This is a genomic window from Zeaxanthinibacter enoshimensis, from assembly GCF_004362865.1.
In the GTDB taxonomy this organism is placed as follows: Bacteria; Bacteroidota; Bacteroidia; order Flavobacteriales; family Flavobacteriaceae; genus Zeaxanthinibacter; species Zeaxanthinibacter enoshimensis.
Window position 1 is genome coordinate 1,117,480 of record NZ_SNYI01000002.1, and the last position, 18,040, is coordinate 1,135,519.

The following is an 18,040-nucleotide window of genomic DNA, read 5'->3' on the forward strand; positions in this document are numbered from 1 at the left end:
GAAAGTCAGGTATCCTGCTGCTTCAGACGCGTCCTTTGAGGGCGTTAAAAACCCAGGCCACGGCGAAGAAACCGACGCCAATAGCTGCGAATCCCCAGCCTGCTACTTCATCGTAGATAAATGCGCCAAGCCCTATCATTAATAAGCCGACAATAATCATAATAAAGGTAGCCCAGGCCAGTACTGTGTTCTTGTTCATTCCCATATTAGTTAGTTTTGGAAGGGCTCAAATATCGTAAAATATCCCATATTTACAGGTCCGAAGCCATAACTTTATGCTTCAAAAGGAAACAAAAGGTTATTTTCCTGTCGTACCTGGTCCAGTATACTCATTAATTCCAGGCTGTTTGTATGGGACCAGAGCTCTGATTCCCGTTTCCCGGCCCCGATACAACGGTGAACTTCCTCTATCTCGTGAGAATACCCTTTGCCCAGGGTGGGTAATTCGTGGTACTCCTGCTCCCCTGAACGATCGATGGTATATCCCTGGCTTTCATGCCATCTCGAGTGGAGGTAAATACTTCCCCGGGTAGATGATATCTCGGCCTTCATCTCGGATCTTGATGTAAGCCCGCTGTACAGCAGTGCCATACATCCCGGGTATTCCAGGATCATAGCCGCCTGTACTTCCACGCCTGTAGCATGACTCTTTGTGGTAGACAGTATGCTGTCGGGGACTCCCAGCATCAGGTAGGCCAGGAAGATGGGGTATATCCCGATATCGAGCAGGGATCCCCCTGCGAGGGAAGGATTTAAAAGCCGGCCTTCTTCACTCCGGTCAAGGGCATAAAAAGCAAAATCAGCATGGAGATACTGCACCGGACCCAGTTCCCTGGAATCCACTATTTCCTTTACCTTGGAAATACTGGGGTTAAACCTGCTCCATAATGCCTCCATAAGGAATACATTATTCTTCTCCGAAGCTGCAATCATCGCTTCTACTTCCCGGGTATTCACTCCAAGGGGTTTTTCACAGAGCACTGCCTTACCTGCTTCCATCGCCATGATACTCCAGTTGCAGTGGGCTGTATGAGGGGTAGCGATATATACCACATCTACCTCCTGACAGGCAAACAATTCCTCGTAACTTCCAAAGGTCCTGGAGACTGCGTAAGCGCTTCCGAAATCTTCCGCCTTTTCTTTGCTCCGTGATGCAACTGCGTATAATTCCGCATCTTTTACCAATTGCAGGTCTTTGGCAAAACTATGGGCAATTTTTCCCAGGCCGATGATCCCCCACCGTATCTTCTGTTTCATCCTAAGTTTGATTTTGACCAAAGTTAATCAATATAACTCCTTATCTTTAGCATCACTTCACAAACCGATTATTACGCATGGATTTGAACTTCAATAAGAACGAAGACCACAACAAGCTCAAAGTGTCCGAGCTGAAAAATAAACTATCTAAAATTGCCTTGGGAGGCGGGAAAAGCCGTATCGAAAAGCATCATTCCCAGGGAAAGATGACCGCCCGGGAGCGGATAGATTACCTCTTAGATCCCAAAGAGCGCAGTATAGAGATCGGCGCCTTTGCCGGGGAGGGAATGTACGAAGAACACGGAGGATGCCCTTCTGCCGGTGTGGTGGTTAAAATTGGGTACATCCAGAAGCGGCAATGTATCGTGGTCGCTAACGACGCCACCGTAAAAGCCGGCGCCTGGTTCCCCATCACGGCTAAGAAAAACTTAAGGGCACAGGAAATCGCCATCGAGAACCGCCTGCCCATCATATACCTTGTCGATAGCGCAGGAGTATATTTGCCAATGCAGGACGAGATCTTTCCGGACAAAGAACATTTTGGTCGCATTTTCAGGAACAATGCGGTGATGAGCAGTATGGGCATACCCCAGATCTCCGCGGTTATGGGAAGTTGCGTAGCCGGAGGAGCTTACCTGCCTATCATGAGCGACGAAGCCCTTATCGTGGAAAAGACAGGCAGTATATTCCTGGCAGGGAGTTACCTGGTTAAAGCAGCCATAGGTGAAAACATCGATAACGAAACCCTCGGGGGCGCCACAACGCATTGCGAGATCAGCGGGGTAACGGATTATAAAGCAAAAGATGATAAACACGCGCTGGATACCATCAAGAACCTGATCGGGAAGATGGGACATCCTGCCCGGGCCGGTTTTAACAGGATAGCTGCCAAAAAACCAAGCCTGGACCCGCAGGATATCTATGGAATTATCCCGGCATCCAGGACAGATTCCTATGACATGCTGGAAGTCATTAAACGCCTGGTTGACGATTCTGAGTTTGAACAGTACAAAGAGGGATACGGCAAATCTATCCTTACAGGTTATGCCCGAATTGAAGGCTGGTCCGTGGGGATTGTCGCCAACCAGCGGAAAGTGGTTAAAACCAAGAAGGGCGAAATGCAGTTTGGAGGTGTCATCTATTCTGACAGTGCGGATAAAGCTACCCGTTTTATTGCCAACTGCAACCAGAAGAAAATTCCGTTGGTCTTCCTGCAGGATGTGACCGGATTTATGGTAGGCAGCAAAAGTGAACACGGTGGTATCATCAAGGACGGGGCCAAGATGGTGAACGCGGTCAGTAATTCGGTAGTCCCCAAGTTCACCGTGATAATCGGCAACAGCTACGGGGCAGGTAATTACGCCATGTGCGGAAAGGCTTATGACCCCAGGCTGATCTTTGCCTGGCCCAGTTCAGAATTAGCGGTGATGAGCGGGAATTCGGCTGCCAAGGTTCTGCTGCAGATAGAAAAAGCTTCCCTGAAGAAAAAAGGTGAGAAGATCACCGAGGCTAACGAGAAAGCGATGTATGATAAGATCAAGGCGAGGTATGACGAGCAGATATCGCCCTATTATGCCGCCGCCCATCTCTGGACCGATGCGATCATAGACCCCATGGATACAAGGAAATGGATCAGTATGGGAATAGAGGCTGCAGATCATGCGCCCATCGAAAAACCCTTTAATATGGGAGTGCTCCAGGTATAGACCGGGAGCACTTCTTAATCGGGTTCACTGCCTTTTCAGTTTCCCTGGGAAGGATTAACCCTGGGAATGAGCAGTAATTCTTTTTGTCGGCCATTCACATAACGAAATCCTTCCGGCCCGTAATAGCCCGCCTCTTCCAGCATGATACGGATATCGCGCTTCCACTCGGGAATATTGACCGTGGTGTTCAGCTCAATAGCATAGACCGTCCGGGGGCGTAGAGGATAATTTTCCCCGTCGTCTTTCATCACCCCCTCCTGTGAATCCCACATCCCGATGGTAGTTCCTGCCGAATGCCCGTACGTTCCTAATGGGTGCGTATAAATGGCAGGGCGGAGCCCGGCATCCCGGGCTTCTTTTAAAGAATTCGCGAGGATCTGGTTACCGCTGAGACCGGTTTTCATATTGGAAGTCAGTGCATCCTGTACACGGTTGCCGTCAGCCAGGGCACTGACCAGGAAGGCAGGCGCCTCGGTTTCTCCCGGCTTAAGGACATAGGCCAGTTCCTGGCAATCGGTATTTAAACCGAGGTAGGTAATCCCAAAATCGCAGTGCAGCAGATCCCCGGGGAGGATCACCATATCATCGGGCCTGCCGGAAAACGAGTACAGGTGCCCCACCAGTTCTTCCTGGGAGCGCTGAACATCTACTGTCGGGTGAAACCAGGTGTCCAGCCCCATATCGGTCACCTTCTGCCGCATCCACCACTCTACTTCTGTCGTGGTTGTAACCCCGGGAGTGATAACGTCTTCCGAAAATGCCTCGGCAATAATGTTATGAGTAATACTGACCAGTTGACTAAACAAGACCATTTCCCTATCGGTCCGGGTCTCTATCCAGCGAACTGCAAGTTCTTCGGCTGAAACCACTCGTGAATGCATTTTTTCAGGCAGGTATTGCATAAACGCTTCATAGTCTGTTTTCACGAGCCCATCTGCAATATTATGATCGTCAGAAAAATTGAGCCCAATTTTTTGTGGGTTACGCTCTGTGATAAGGGACACAAGACGTTTCCACTGGTCCGGTTCCTTTTCCTTATCCCAGGCAGACCTGATAGAACGCCCCACATCGTACCGGGCTACAGCCAGTCTTTCCACGGTATCCTTTTGTTTATCCCTGTAGAATAACAGCATGGTCCGCCGCCTTGCATTAAGCCAGGTAGCTGGCAACATGGTTCGGATCACAGGGTCTTCATTGTATTCCCGGGCAATTACGATCCACATGTCTATACCCGTCTCATCCATGATTCCGGGAAGAAGGTTGGTAAAGCGGTCTTCCAGGATCTCATCCCGGACCCTTGCCCTCTCTGCCTCACTGAGAACCTGCTGGGCAGCCATCTGAATGCAACAAAAGGTAAAAAGGAGTAGTAATACTTTATTCATTTTCTCGTATTTGGTTGGTTCATTATCAATTTAAAAGCTCATCGAGTATGGCCTTCCTGCGGATCTTCCCCGATTGAGTACGCTGAAAACGGGCCAGGGTAAAAACTTTTCTAGGTTTCTCGTATCGCGAAAAATCAGTTACGGAATCAAGTAGTTCCTGTATTTCTTGTTCTGGCTGACGGGACTCGACCACCAGCACAAGTTGTTCTCCCAGCTCCTGGTGAGGCATCCCAGCGACAAAGAAAGGTTGGTCTAACACTTGCCGGATCTTGGATTCGATCGTCTCGGGAAAAAGCTTCACCCCTCCTGAATTCACTATATGGTCATATCTTCCCACCCAGTAAAAAGAATTATCATCCAGGAGTTCTACCACGTCATTGGTCTGCAGCTCATCTGTAAGGAGAAAGGGAGCTTTGATCAGCAGGCAACCCCTGTCATCCTTCCCCAGCTCCACCCCCGGCAGGGCTTTGAAGGGTCCCGCTTCCCGGGGATCACCGCCAGTATCCAGTTTTCGTACCGCGATATGGGTCAGGGTCTCTGTCATCCCGAAGGTTTCATAGACATGCGTCTTTTCTCCGTTTAAGGCTGCAGCTAGCTCCTGGGGTACCGGGGCACCCCCAACGATCACTGTCTTTGCCTTATGCAGCTCCCGCAGGGACTTTTGTAACTGTTTAGGGACCATGGCAACAAAATCGAAGGTACGGTCAAAACCTGTCAAAGGTTCAGAGGTGGGTTCGGTGTAGCAGACATCCAGTCCCAGAACCATCCCCCTTACCAGCATCATTTTACCGGCAATATAGGCGACAGGCAGGCACAGCAGGATTTTTTGACCTGGTTGCAGTTCAAAAAATTGACCGGTCGCCCTTGCAGACGCTGCCATCTTCTGTTTTGCCACCCGGATCTTTTTTGGCTTCCCGGTAGAGCCCGAGGTAGTGAGCTCCACGTAGTCTGACCCCGAAAGCCAGTCGAGCAAAAAATCTCCAATTGCTTTTTCTTCCTCTGTCCCTTCTTTGATGAGTTCGTAAGCCAGGTCCTTAGTTACGGATTCGTCGCAAGGACGTCCCATAAATGAGAATAATGGGTGAAGAAGTTCATTATTTTGCATCTGTACTGCTTACTTCTTTGAACTCCTCTTTGCTCATAACCCGCCCGGTCAAACGTTCTTTCCAATTCCTCCACCCGTATTTCCTGGACATTATAAACAACAGGATCGGGTATACGACAAAGACAGGGATAAAGACATCCCAGCCAAGACCGGGTACAGAAACGTCCTTGAAAACAGAATGGGTCTGGAACGCTGTCCAGTCTGCTGTCACCATCAGCGCCGTGATCAGGTTATTCGCGGCATGAAAACCAAGGGCCAGTTCCAGGCCTTCATCCATCAGGGTAATGACACCAAGAAAAAGGCCGGTGCCGATATAAAATACCAGGATGCCATAACCGAGTTTACCTACTTCAGGGTTCCCTAAATGCATCAGGCCAAAAAGCAGGGAAGTAACCAGCAAAGGCACCCAGCGATTTCCGGCCATGATCCCCAGGCCTTGCATCATATGACCGCGGAACATATATTCTTCGAAGCTCGTTTGCAGCGGGATCAATAATACAGCTATCACCAGCAAGGTCAGGAAAGGTCCCCATTCCAGGTTAAATACATAATCTTCGGGAGACATCAGAATATCCACCCCTGTAAGCAGGGCCGTCAACCCTCCCCAGAGCAGGAATGCGAAAATTATCCTTTTCCAGTCTATCTTCTTCCTGGAGGTGGTCAGGGAAGTGACCGACTGCGGGTGCACCAGTTTGGTCCAGCCGAGTACTACAAAGAGTCCAACCGCGAGAGGAGCGAGTAACATAACCAGCACGGTATTTGATCCGAACTTATCTATGATATCGGCCATCATTACATCCACACTTACCGGGGAATACAGCATGGAAATGTAATTAAAGATCATAAAGGTGATAAAGCCCACCGGGAGAACCCAGTATTTCCAGAGTCCGAGATCGCCCCGGTAACCTTGTTCTATGTACATATTTTACTAATAATTAAAGGATCCCATTCTTTATTGGGACTGTAAGATAAACATCCGTTCTGAACCGTGAGCGGACTTTGAAAATTGTTTGAAAAGAGGCTGCCTGTCCCCAGCCCCTGTGGCATATCGTTGCCCAGTATATAGGTCCATTGCGCAATAGCATTTAGTCCCACATTGCTCTCCAGTGCACTGGTGACCCACCACCCGATGCCCTGTTCCTCCGCAAAGCGGATCCATGCCTCGCTTCCCTGTATGCCTCCCACCAGGCTGGGTTTAAGTATAATGTACTGCGGTTTAACCCTGGCCAACAGTTCTTCTTTCTCTTCCGCTCTCACCACCCCGATGAGCTCTTCATCCAGGGCAATAGGGATAGGGGTATTTGCACAAAGCTGGTGCATCTGTTCATGCTGCCCCTGCTTAATAGGTTGCTCTATGGAGTGTATCCCAATGGGTGCGAGCTTGTCCAGTTTATCCAAAGCTTCATCCGCCGCGAAAGCCCCGTTGGCATCCACCCTGATCTCAAGTTCGGATTCCGGGAACACATTACGTATTCCCCGGAGCAAGGCCAGTTCTGAATCAAAGTCTATGGCCCCGATCTTCATTTTAAGGCATTTAAAACCCTGCTTTATCTTCTGTTCTATCTGCTGCTGCATATACCCGGGATCACCCATCCAGATGAGCCCGTTAATAGGGATCGGGGACCCTTCATCAGTAAATGCAGAGGGGAATAAGCGGAAAGGATGTTCGGCTGCAAGGGATCTTGTCGCCTGTTCCCAGCCAAACAGTATACTGGGGTAATTGATCAATACGGATCGTATCTCTTCCGGCGACCTGTGAATATTAGCGCAGAGCCAGCCAAGCCGGGTTTCATAATCCGGGAGGTCATCGGCACTCAATCCCCTGAACAAACCACACTCCCCTATACCCACCCGCGAATCTTCTTCCAGCAGAAGAAACCAGGTTTCTTTCTGCCTGAGTACACCCCTGGAAGTTCCACCCGGAGTTTTAAAATCGAGAATGTATTTATAGTAAGTGGCTTTCATTCAATACGGCCAAATTTAAGTAATTTTCCCTACTGTACTAAAGGCATAAAGGTATCCCCGGGGAGAAATGCAGAGCTCCGGATGAAAAGCAGGCCACCTGCCAACTTCCATAGGGATTGGGGATGCAAATGGACACCACATCCTAATCCACGGCCTTAGTTAAAAAGTATCTCTATAACTCCAGGGAGGCCCCGATATCCATAAGATACAGTTCTTTTCCTGCCTTTGTAAAGGCTTGCAGGGCCTGCTCGTGGTCTATTTCTATATATCCAAAAGTGTCGTAATGATACCCAAGAACCCGGTCGCAATCCACAAAATCAGCGGCGATCACGGCATCATCTATCCCCATGGTAAAGTTATCGCCTATGGGGAGGATCGCAAGGTCTAACTGGAATTGAAGCGGGATCAGTTTCATATCAGTACACAAGGCCGTATCCCCGGCTATGTATACCTGTTTTCCATCGGCACATAACACGAATCCCCCGGGTTGTCCCCCGTAACTCCCATCAGGAAAAGAAGAGGTATGAATGGCATTGACGTATTTAAGCTTTCCGAAACTGAACTCCCAGTTCCCCCCATGGTTCATAGGATGTGCTTTTAACCCTTTTGCCTCGTAATGGCTGGCAATCTCATAATTGCTGACGATCGTAGCATCACTTTGTCGGGCAATGGTTTCCGCATCGAGGATATGATCCTGGTGTGCGTGGGTGAGCAGGATAAAATCAGGCTGCAGTTCCGAAATATCGACCTGGTCTTTGGCTTTATCGTTCCCTGTTATAAAAGGGTCTACCAGGATTGTAGAATTCTTTAAATGGATCAAAAGGCAGGCGTGGCCTAGAAAGGTAATCTTCATAAGTCGTCGTTTTCTGGCTTAATTTAACTATTTAAAGTTAAACCAAAAACGAACACCTTCAGTAGTGTTATCTATGTTAAGGGTAGATTGCAGCTGGTTAACCAGGCGGTTCATCAGGCGTATCCCCATCGAAGAACTTGCACGTTCATCAGAGTCTTCAGAAAGCCCCACCCCGTTATCCGTATATTCAAAGAATCCCTGCTCCCCGTTCTTTCTGAGATGGATATAGATCTTACCATTCTCCATATTTTCCGGGAAGGCATATTTGAAGGAATTGGAGACCAGCTCATTAAGGATCAGTCCAAAAGGAATTGCACGGTCTATATCCAGCTCAACCCCTTCGGCATCAATAGTGATGTTTATATTATGGCCACCTTTTTTAAAGACAGATTGTACACTGTTGACCAGGCTTTCTATATACCCCTGCATTTCAATAACCGACAGATCGTCGTTCTGGTAAAGTTTCTGGTGGATGAGTGCCATTGCCTTTACCCGGCTCTTGCCCTCTTCCAGGGCCTCGATGGCAGCCTTGCTCCTGGTGTTCTTGGTTTGCAGGCTCAGCAGGCTGGAAACCATCTGCAGGTTATTCTTGACCCGGTGGTGGATCTCTTTCAGCAGGGAGTCTTTCTCAACCAGGGAATTTTCAATAATGTGCTTCTGTTCCGCGATCAGGCGCTGGTTCTTGATACTCTTCAGGTAAGCATAGACCAGGCCGGCAAAGCCCAGCAAGGTAAAGATAAGGCTGATAAATACGAGGTTTATCCGTTCGTCCTTGGCCTGCATTTCACTTCTCGCCCGCTCCATCTCCAGTTTCTGGGCATCGATCATCCGCCTGGAATTAGCCAGGTCTTCCTGGGCAACCACGGCAACAAGTTGCTGTTTTTTTATAGAGGACTCGTTAAAATCAATCGAATCCAGTAAGCGGAAATTCTTCCTCAGGTAAAAACTCTCGTTCCTGAAATCCTGCGTTTTATTGTAGTAAGCTGCCAGCAGCCTGTTCCTTTTCAGGATATTCTCAACCTTCTTAAACTGGAAATCCTTATCCAGGTAGCGCTTTGCAGTTTCGTAATTCTCCAGTTGCAGATGGGCTTCTGCCAAGGCCAGCGAGTTTTCTACAACATCAGAGGAATACTGCCCAATCAGGTTTTCATCAATTGTTGCAATCCCGTTTTCCAGGTAAGGTATGGCTTCTTTATACTGACCGAGCTGCACGTAACACTTGCCGATATTCCCTTCTATTACCCCTCTTAATATTTTTCCTTTGACAATCTCTTTTTCGGTCTTAACCCGGCTGAGATCGTTCAGGTATACCTCTATAAACCCCTTGGCTTTGGAAAGGTTGGTAATTGCGGTGGACGGGGATTTATCCAGCCTCAGGTAATTCCCCACATTATTATGGTAAGCGGCCAGGCCGTAAAAATCGTCTTCAGCAATCGTTTTCTTGACCTCCATGATGTAATCGTTCATGGCTTTGCGGTGCAAACCGAGGTTAGAATAAATATCATAAAAAGCGATATTCTCGGTTAGCCCGAGTTCACGCTTTTCTTTCCTGATGTCGATCTGCTTGTCAAAGAACTGCAACTGTGCATAGGTCTCATCCATCAGGTCAAGCAAGACCTCCCTGGTCTCCGGCTGCATCGTATCCTTACTGGCATAGAGGACATTGGCGATCGCAATACTTTTGTCATAATCCCCCATATCGTAATAGATCTGGGCCTGCATGAGTCGGAACTGCCGCGATGCGAGGGAGTCCCCTACCTTTTCCGTAATGTTCAGGTAAGAATTAACCACATCCAGCCAGTCATAGGCCGAATTGTCATTATAGCGGTTAGGAGAATCAAAAAAGAAATTGAATTTCTCTGTCGGATCCTCGGTTTCCTTAAAGCGTTTCAGCATATTATTATCTCCACTATAATCCTGTGCAGCCGTGGCCTGGAGGACAATAAGCAGGGAAAAAAATATGAAAGCAGCGTACTTTAGCATGGGTTACTTGACAACTTTAAATACTCCCGGGAATACTCCTTTCCCGGATGAGCAGGCAAAAAAACAACTTTTTTTTGTTCCATACCCGTTAACTCCTAACGATTATTAGCCGTGATTGTTGTTGACGGGGTTACAGTATGTGGCGAGTGCACTTCCTGGTGTGGGGTATGCACAATTACCATCTCCTGCCACATGCAAAAAAAGGCTATGCAATGATTGCACAGCCTTAAGCAGGTTTTGGTTATTAAGGTAAAATTTGGGACGTTGCGAACAACATCTCAAAGGTAATTATAGATAAGATGTACAATCTGAAATTGTTGTCAATCCCCGGAATGTTGTTGTCAAATGAATCACCATTATAAGGATGTTGTATTTCAACGGAAATTTCAGACATTTCACAGACCCGGTTTAGCTCCCGGGGTGTACAAAAAAAAGAGCCTCATCTGGTAAGACGAGACCCTTTTACGAGAACACTATATGAAAATGAAAAAAACTTTCTGAATAATTACAGTCCGAAAATAAGCCGTGAATCAGGCCTTGCCAAATGAATGTTGTGTACCTGGGCAAAACTGTGGTGTAATTGCCGCAGTGGATATATATCCAAAAAAAACGACCCTTTCAAGGGCCGTAGTAAATTGTTATAAAGAGATGTTCAGGAGTTCATGGACGAAATTATGAACTCTTTAAATTCTTTAGAAATAGGGATCAGGGTATTGTTGATCATGATATCCTTAGAATTGATAGCATCTATATGGTCTACATTTACGATATAGGACTTATGGGCCCTGTAAAACTTATTCTTAGGTAATTTCTCCAGGTAATCCTTCAGAGGTGAACGCACCAGGAATTTCTTGTCGATAGTATTAACTTCCAGGTAAACATTATCTGCTTTGATGAATTGGATATCTCCAAACTGGATCCGGTAATACAGGTGCTGTTTCTTTACAAAAATAGAATCCTTCAGGACGGAGTTAGAAACCACCTCGTCGTCTTCACTTTGGGGTGCATTATCTGTTCCTTTATCGCTGTAGCTGAAATTTGAGAGTGCAATTTCTATAGAGGTATAAAGGTCTTGCTGCTCAAAAGGCTTTACCAGGTAGCCATTTGGCTTAACGGTCTTAGCATTCTCCACAGTTGCCCTGTCGGAGTTAGAGGTAACAAAAATAAAGGGGATATTATAGTTTTCCCGGATATGCTTCCCGAGATCAATACCGGTTTTGTCAGACGCCAGGATGATATCGATCAGTACCAGGTCTACTTGTTTGGTCTTCAGCACCTCTTCAGCCTGTTCATAAACGATCACGTTATCGACGATCTCGTAACCGATCTCCTCTAGCATTGACTGCATATCGTCGGCAATAATTACGTTGTCCTCGACGATAAGAATCTTAATAGGTTGTTCCAAATTTGTAAGGTTTAGTGGGTTGTCCTCATATCAAAATTACAAAAAATAATTGAACGCGATAAAACAAAGAAAAGCCAGCAAAAATGTACTGAGGGCTAATTTTTTGAGTTCCGGATCAAATAAGAGTGGGTCCGTGACCCGGGAAACAGTACGTGTATGCAATGCCAGCGGAATAAATGCCAGCATGTAAAAACTAGTCCAGCTTACACCTGTGGTCAGCGCCGCAAAGATAACCATACACAGTAAAGCGGTACCCAGCAAGAGGAAGTGGTAAATTTTACCACGATTCAAACCGAGTTTCACCACCAGGGTATTTTTGCCTGCTTTTTTATCAGAATGAAAATCTCTCATGTTGTTCAGGTTCAGTACAGCTGTGCTCAATGCACCTATAGTGACCGCCGGTAGTAATGCCAGCATAGTGAGTTCCTGTGTATACAGGTAAAGGGTTCCCAGTACACTCAGAAGTCCAAAGAACAGGAAAACAAACAGGTCGCCCAGTCCCCTATAACCATAAGCAGAAGCGCCGACCGTATACCGGATGGCAGCCCAAATACTTGCCAGGCCAAGGCCCAGGAATACCGCAAAGGTCCAGAATTCAGAAGAAGTAAAGGCGGTGGACAGTAAAAGTGTGATGAGGACAATGTTGATAACCACAGAAATGATGATTCCTTTCTTCAGCTCTGCCCGGCTGAGCATCCCAGCCTGCAGGGCCCGTTTGGGACCTATCCTGTCTTCGTTATCCGTCCCCCTTACCCCGTCCCCGTAATCATTGGCAAAGTTAGAGGTCACCTGCAGTCCGACGGTGGTCAGCAGGGCTAATATAAATACAGCCGTATTTGTTTGATGGTAAAATGCCGCGAGCGCCGTACCCATCAAGATGCCGGAAAGGGAAAGCGGGAGGGTTCGTAACCTGGCTGCGTAGAACCAGGATCTGGTTTTGCCTGGAATCAATACGGATTTTCGATTTTGATTCGTTTTCCGTCCTTATAAGAAGCGACAAAAGCGTCCTGGAATCCCATATCCACCAATTGTTTCCTGAATTTCTGTGCCTCGTCTAGAGTCTCAAAATTTCCAAGAGAATAAGAATAGAACGGGTTGGTCTTAACAAACATGGTATTGGTCAGGGCCTCGGAAGCCAGGGTGACATTGTTATCGACAAAGGATTTGATCTGCACGGAATAGATAAGGTCTTTTTCGAGGAATTTTTTTGCCAGGTAGAACTCCTTTACCAGGCTCAATTCTTCGTTCTGTCTCCTCAGGTTATCGATCCTTGTCTTCACAGCTTCAAGGCTATCCAGGGACATTACCATATTATTAGAACTATAACTCTGCTGTTGCTTACTGCTGCTGTACCCGGCAGAAAATGAAGTAAATGCCAGCGCTCCAATCAGGAAGACCCCGGTGATCCCGGCAAGAATATTCCTCTGGATCTTACTCCGCTTCAGTTCTTTATTCTTGAACTTGATCTGATCCAGCAGGCGTTCGTTGATGATCTGGGCCTTGTCAATATCCTTGTGCAATTCCAGCAGATCGCTTTCCTCAATGAATGGCATATGTTGTTCTTTAGTTGGAGTTCAGTCTAAAGTTAACTAAAAAGCTAACTTTCAACAAAATAATCAAGGTTGTAAACAAATATAAATGTTTTGTTCCAAGTTTGGCAACAGAAAGATGCATTTCATCGATCAGACCTTATATATACCGTCTTCACGGATTTCTATCTTCCGTTCACGGTAGAGCGTTCCAATAGCCTTCTTAAACGTTTTCTTGCTCATCTGTAACTGGGCCTTGATCTGTTCCGGGTCCGATTTATCGTGTAACCAGAGTACACCATCAGACTCCTGGAGGATACGATAGATCTTATCTGCAGACTCTTCCCTGTTTCTGTCACCCAGGGGTGCCAGGGAGATATCCAGTTTATTGTCCGGCCGAACTGTTTTTACATATCCTTTAAGTTCGTCACCTACCCTGATCTGCTTAAAGACATCACTGCTGTATACCAGCCCCTTGTGTTTTTTATTCACGATCACATCCCAGCCCAGGTCTGCTTTTCTGCTGACCAGTAAAGATACCTCGTCTCCTTCGGCCACTGTTAATTCATCATTGCTGAGAAATCCATCCAGTTTGGTGGATCCCACCAGGCGAAAGGTTTTGTCGTCGAGGAAACAGTACACCACGTACCATTGCCCCGCTTCGATCCTGCTGCGCTGCTGTTTAAAGGGTACCAATAGATGTTTTTCGAGCCCCCAGTCCATAAAGGCGCCGATATTATTCACTTCTTCAGCCCTCAGGAAACCAAAATCGTTCCGTTTGATCCGTGGTTTCAGGGTAGTGGCCACAGGCCGCTCTTCGTGGTCCAGGTAACAGAACACCTCGATCTCATCCCCTATTTCATAATCTTCCGGAACATATTTATTGGGTAAAAGAAGATCGTCCACGTCTTCATCCCCCAGGAACAATCCAACGCTGGTACTCCTGAGTATGGTGAGTTTATTGTAGTTTCCTATTTCTATCATGCCGCAAAGGTACGTCTAAATTACAGTGATAAAAAAAGCTGTTTCCGGAAGAAAACAGCTTTTAAGATTATCAGGTTAGTGATTACCTGTAAACAGATTCTTTATTAAAGTGCTTAGCCAGCATATAATAGACCACTGCACGGTACTTTGTCCTTTCAGAGGAACCATATTTGTCCATTACTTTTTTAATCCCTGCCATCAGTTCAGGACTGTCTTTCATTCCCAGTTTCTTCATCAGGAAATTCTTTTTAACCGTTTCCAGTTCTTTTTCATCAGTTCCGGAAACCGTAGATGCATCCCGGTTATAAATTGCAGGTCCCAGACCTTTCGCTACGTCTTCTAATAAGTTCATGTCCGGGGAAGCTCCAAATTTTTCTTTTACATGGGCTGCGTACTTCTGTACTAATTCATCTCTTTTACTACTCATGGCGTTGTTTACTTAGGATTAAAACGTTAATGATGTTTCTAAGATATGAAATCGAAGTACGCTAGCAAAATTTTATTATTCAGCGTCCTGGGCGTACAAATTTCCAACAACCGGGGTTTTTCAGAGATAGTAAAAAAATCCTGCAGCAGGCTGTCCAGTTCAGATTCATTCGTCGCGCGGTCATGCTGCAACCCGTACATCTCGCAACTGTGCTCCAGGTTTAATTCCTGGGTTGTTTCAAAATAGGTTTTAAAATTCCGCGTCTCTTCTGCGCCGGGCAGGATACGGAAGATACCCCCACCCCCGTTGTTCATTACAATGATCCTGAAATCGCTTCTTAAATAATTATTCCAAAGCCCGTTGGTATCATAAAGGAAACTTAGATCACCGGTGATCAGCACGGTAGGTGTATCAGCATTGAAGGCAGCTCCTACCGCAGTACTGGTACTTCCTTCGATCCCACTGGTTCCGCGGTTGCAGTAGACCCGGACCGATGGAGGAAGATCAAATAACTGGGAGTAACGGACCGTGGAGCTGTTAGCCAGCTGTAAACTGATATTTGTGGGAATATTTCTTACAACACTGTGAAACGCCTTAAAATCAGAAAATGGGATCTGCGATAGATAGTCCTGTCTTTTCTCTTCATACCTCCTTTTAACAGCCGCCCAGTAAGGCTGGTACCCGCTCTCAGTTTTTTTAGTCTTAGGGAGGAAGGAACGCAGGAAATCTGCAGGGTCTTGTTTAAAATGATGTTCCAGGCAGAAAAAAGTATCATAGGCTTTTTTCTGATCCAGGTGCCAGTGGTGCTGGGGACGGTACTCCCGCAGGAATGCCTTGATCTTCTTGGAGACGATCATTCCCCCGAAGGTCAGCAGTATATCGGGCTGCAGCTGCCTGAAGAGTTCATCTTTCCTCTCTGATTTCTCAATGGGCGCAACTATACTGTCAATACTGGGGAAAAAGTTGGGATGTGAAAGGTTAGATGTGGTTTCTGTCAAAACTATCACTGAAGGATCTTCTGCAAGTTTGTCTAAAAGCAGCTGGGATACTGCGCCCGCGGACAGCGAACCTACCAGGACCATCTTTTTAGCGGAACTGTTCCATTGGTCAGCATAGGCCTGCAGTTCTTCCGGTACCTGTGGGCGATACACAGAGAAGGGTCCTGAGGGCTCCCAAACATCCGGAGATGCCTGCGTCTGGTACAAGGGTTCTTCAAAGGGGCAATTTAAATGTACAGGGGCCTGTTCGTTGAAAGCGATCCTGAGGGCTTCCTGTATACATTCTTCATTATATCGCTGTATTCCCTCCTGTTGACGCTTTATCCCAGCACCGGTGATCATGCTGGGTTGTAATTTTTCAATAGTTGTAGTTGCGTGTGCAACATCCTGTTTCAGGACTGCACTGTAATTTACATGAGACTCGAGCACCTTTGGCTGCCTTATCGTCTGCCCGTCCCCAATATCAATTTTATAGCCAGGTCTGTCTGCGGAGATCACTACCATGGGAATGTCACTATAAAATGCTTCCGCAACCCCGGGGTAATAATTCAGCAAAGCACTGCCGGAAGTACATACCAGGACAGCACCTTCCTTACTTTGCTGCGACAATCCCATGGCGAAGAAAGCTGCACTGCGCTCGTCCACAATGCTGAAACATTTAAAGAATGGGTCTTCTGTAAATCCGATGGTCAGGGGGGCGTTCCTGGAACCGGGTGAGATCACGATATTTCTAATGCCCCAGGCCTTACAATATAATACTACTGTCTGGGCCAATGGTATGCTTGAATATTTCATAGACAGTGCAAAAATACGACGGAAGCGGAACAATTGCGAATCATATCACGGAATTCGCCAGCACCTTCATCATAGTACTGCTCTTCGCTTCAATTTCCTCCCATTCCTTCTCGGGAACCGAGTCAGCCGTAATTCCCCCACCTACGAAAACAGTAGCCTGCTCCCCGTCTATCTTCATGCATCTTAGGTTGACAAAAAGAGCAAGATGATCCAATGGATTCATTTCGAAGCCAACAGGACCGAGGTAACCGGTATAGAACTCCCGTTCATAACCTTCGTGCTCCAGGATGTACTTCCTTGCAACCTCCGTTGGATAGCCACATACGGCGGGGGTTGGGTGTAGTTTAGCTACCAGGGGCTGCCATCCTTCCGTGCGCATTTCCCCCTTTATTTTAGTTTTCAGGTGCAGTAATCGCCCTGCCCTGACCGTTGAAGCTGTTTCCCTGGAGACAGCCCGGGTTACGGGTTGCAATTGATCCATGATGTATTCCGTAACGATCTGCTGTTCTTCCCTTTCCTTATCTCCCCATTTTACATCCAGGTTGCCCAGGTATTCCTGGGTTCCTGCCAGGGAAACACTCTTAAAGGAAGAACCCCTGGTTTCCAATAACAATTCAGGACTGGCCCCCATCCAGGATTTTGTTTCCGGGTGAAACCACCAGTAACAGAAAGCAGACGGATAAAGGTTCAGCAAAGTCCTGAGGACCTCGCTCAGGGGTTGTTCAAATACTGTTAGCTCTTTCCTGGATAAAACCACTTTTTTTAACAGACCCTGCCGGATCGCTGTCACAGCGGCAGAAACCTTCTGCTCGTGCTGCTGCCTGTCGTCTGGCCGCAACAACCGGGGAATCATTTCTGCCGAAACTTCCGGCGTAACCGGGGCAGCCAGGTTCTCCCACCTGTACTCCTCGGCGTGCATAAACCAGGAAGTTTCATTGCTATCAAATGGCGCCATCAGGAACCCCGGCGGAATAACCGCTTGATGAGACGTCAGCTGTTCTACCATTCCCGCCATGTACACCAGGGTATCCTCCCCGGGAAGGCGGTAAACAACGAAAGGGAGATCATTCCCGAGGCGGTCTTCCAGGATTTTAAGCAGGGAATCCATCAGCTTATTTTTTTTCGAGGGCCAGGGTGGTCAGCTTACAACGGGAAATAAGATTATCCCCGGCATCGGTGACCCTGATATCCCAGAGCTGGGTAGTACGCCCTTTGTGGATCACGGTTGCTTTAGCAAATACATCCCCCTCCTTAATACTTTTTACGTGGTTAGCTGAAATTTCAATCCCCCGAACAAAATATTTATTTGCGTCGATAAAAATATAAGAAGCTATACTGCCTACACTTTCTGCCAGTGCTACGGTAGCTCCCCCGTGCAAAACTCCGTCGGGTTGGTGGACGCGCGAATTTACCGGCATTCTCGCCACTACGTAATCCTCACCCACATCTATATATTCTATACCCAGGGTTTCCATTAGCGTTCCTTTGGAACTCTCATTACACACCCGGAGGATCTCTTCTTTATGCTGATTCATGAATTGCTTTTTGTAAAATTAAGGATTCGCGATTATTTCCAGGCCATCCTCCCCCGCCTTTTAAATCCACTCGGGAAGAGGTCGGAGAATCAAAATATGTTAAATATTTGAAAGGG

17 protein-coding genes are annotated in these 18,040 nt (G+C 47.1%); 1 reads left to right on the plus strand and 16 read right to left on the minus strand.

Going from position 1 to position 18,040, the window contains the following annotated elements:
* Positions 1–22 precede the first annotated feature (22 nt).
* Entirely contained in the window at positions 23–205 is a 183-nt protein-coding gene (locus tag CLV82_RS14760; RefSeq protein ID WP_166636677.1) for a CAL67264 family membrane protein, read from the minus strand.
* A gap of 68 nt (positions 206–273) precedes the next feature.
* A complete protein-coding gene (locus tag CLV82_RS11100; protein ID WP_133644367.1) occupies positions 274–1,257 on the minus strand; it encodes a Gfo/Idh/MocA family protein in 984 nt (327 codons plus the stop codon).
* Positions 1,258–1,334: 77 nt separating this feature from the next.
* Between CLV82_RS11100 and CLV82_RS11105 the strand changes: the two genes are divergently transcribed.
* Positions 1,335–2,963, plus strand: a complete 1,629-nt coding sequence (locus CLV82_RS11105) for an acyl-CoA carboxylase subunit beta (protein ID WP_133644368.1) — start codon at positions 1,335–1,337, stop codon at positions 2,961–2,963.
* Positions 2,964–2,998: 35 nt separating this feature from the next.
* Here CLV82_RS11105 and CLV82_RS11110 read toward each other — a convergent pair whose 3' ends face one another.
* From CLV82_RS11110 to CLV82_RS11175, 14 genes are all read right to left on the minus strand, one after another.
* Positions 2,999–4,345 (minus strand): M24 family metallopeptidase, encoded by a 1,347-nt coding sequence (locus CLV82_RS11110; RefSeq protein WP_133644369.1) that lies wholly within the window; start codon positions 4,343–4,345, stop codon positions 2,999–3,001.
* A 25-nt stretch (positions 4,346–4,370) separates the two neighbouring features.
* On the minus strand, positions 4,371–5,450 hold the full coding sequence (locus CLV82_RS11115; protein ID WP_133644370.1) for an AMP-binding protein: 1,080 nt from the start codon (positions 5,448–5,450) through the stop codon (positions 4,371–4,373).
* A complete protein-coding gene (locus CLV82_RS11120) occupies positions 5,440–6,372 on the minus strand; it encodes a CPBP family intramembrane glutamic endopeptidase (RefSeq protein WP_133644371.1) in 933 nt (310 codons plus the stop codon). Before CLV82_RS11120 ends, CLV82_RS11115 begins: the two co-directional genes overlap by 11 nt.
* Positions 6,363–7,415 carry an o-succinylbenzoate synthase gene (locus CLV82_RS11125; RefSeq protein ID WP_133644372.1) on the minus strand — a complete coding sequence of 351 codons (1,053 nt, stop codon included), beginning with the start codon at positions 7,413–7,415 and terminating at the stop codon, positions 6,363–6,365. Before CLV82_RS11125 ends, CLV82_RS11120 begins: the two co-directional genes overlap by 10 nt.
* Positions 7,416–7,587: 172 nt before the next feature.
* Entirely contained in the window at positions 7,588–8,268 is a 681-nt protein-coding gene (locus CLV82_RS11130) for a metal-dependent hydrolase (protein WP_133644373.1), read from the minus strand.
* 27 nt (positions 8,269–8,295) lie between these two features.
* Entirely contained in the window at positions 8,296–10,251 is a 1,956-nt protein-coding gene (locus tag CLV82_RS11135) for a sensor histidine kinase (protein WP_133644374.1), read from the minus strand.
* 652 nt (positions 10,252–10,903) lie between these two features.
* The gene (locus CLV82_RS11140; protein WP_133644375.1) at positions 10,904–11,656 is read right to left on the minus strand and encodes a LytR/AlgR family response regulator transcription factor; all 753 of its coding nucleotides are present in this window, start codon (positions 11,654–11,656) and stop codon (positions 10,904–10,906) included.
* A 36-nt stretch (positions 11,657–11,692) separates the two neighbouring features.
* Entirely contained in the window at positions 11,693–12,607 is a 915-nt protein-coding gene (gene menA, locus CLV82_RS11145) for a 1,4-dihydroxy-2-naphthoate octaprenyltransferase (RefSeq protein WP_243744194.1), read from the minus strand.
* Entirely contained in the window at positions 12,604–13,209 is a 606-nt protein-coding gene (locus tag CLV82_RS11150) for an SPOR domain-containing protein (RefSeq protein ID WP_133644376.1), read from the minus strand. Before CLV82_RS11150 ends, menA begins: the two co-directional genes overlap by 4 nt.
* A 129-nt stretch (positions 13,210–13,338) precedes the next feature.
* Positions 13,339–14,169: a CvfB family protein gene (locus tag CLV82_RS11155; protein ID WP_133644377.1), complete on the minus strand. Its 831-nt coding sequence runs from the start codon at positions 14,167–14,169 to the stop codon at positions 13,339–13,341.
* An 82-nt stretch (positions 14,170–14,251) separates the two neighbouring features.
* Positions 14,252–14,596, minus strand: a complete 345-nt coding sequence (locus CLV82_RS11160) for a DUF2853 family protein (protein WP_133644378.1) — start codon at positions 14,594–14,596, stop codon at positions 14,252–14,254.
* 38 nt (positions 14,597–14,634) lie between these two features.
* Complete coding sequence (gene menD, locus CLV82_RS11165; RefSeq protein ID WP_133644379.1) at positions 14,635–16,389, minus strand: 2-succinyl-5-enolpyruvyl-6-hydroxy-3-cyclohexene-1-carboxylic-acid synthase; 1,755 nt, start codon at positions 16,387–16,389, stop codon at positions 14,635–14,637.
* 40 nt (positions 16,390–16,429) lie between these two features.
* The gene (locus CLV82_RS11170; protein WP_133644380.1) at positions 16,430–17,497 is read right to left on the minus strand and encodes an isochorismate synthase; all 1,068 of its coding nucleotides are present in this window, start codon (positions 17,495–17,497) and stop codon (positions 16,430–16,432) included.
* A 4-nt stretch (positions 17,498–17,501) separates the two neighbouring features.
* The gene (locus CLV82_RS11175) at positions 17,502–17,924 is read right to left on the minus strand and encodes a PaaI family thioesterase (protein ID WP_133644381.1); all 423 of its coding nucleotides are present in this window, start codon (positions 17,922–17,924) and stop codon (positions 17,502–17,504) included.
* Between the last annotated feature and the right edge of the window lie 116 nt (positions 17,925–18,040).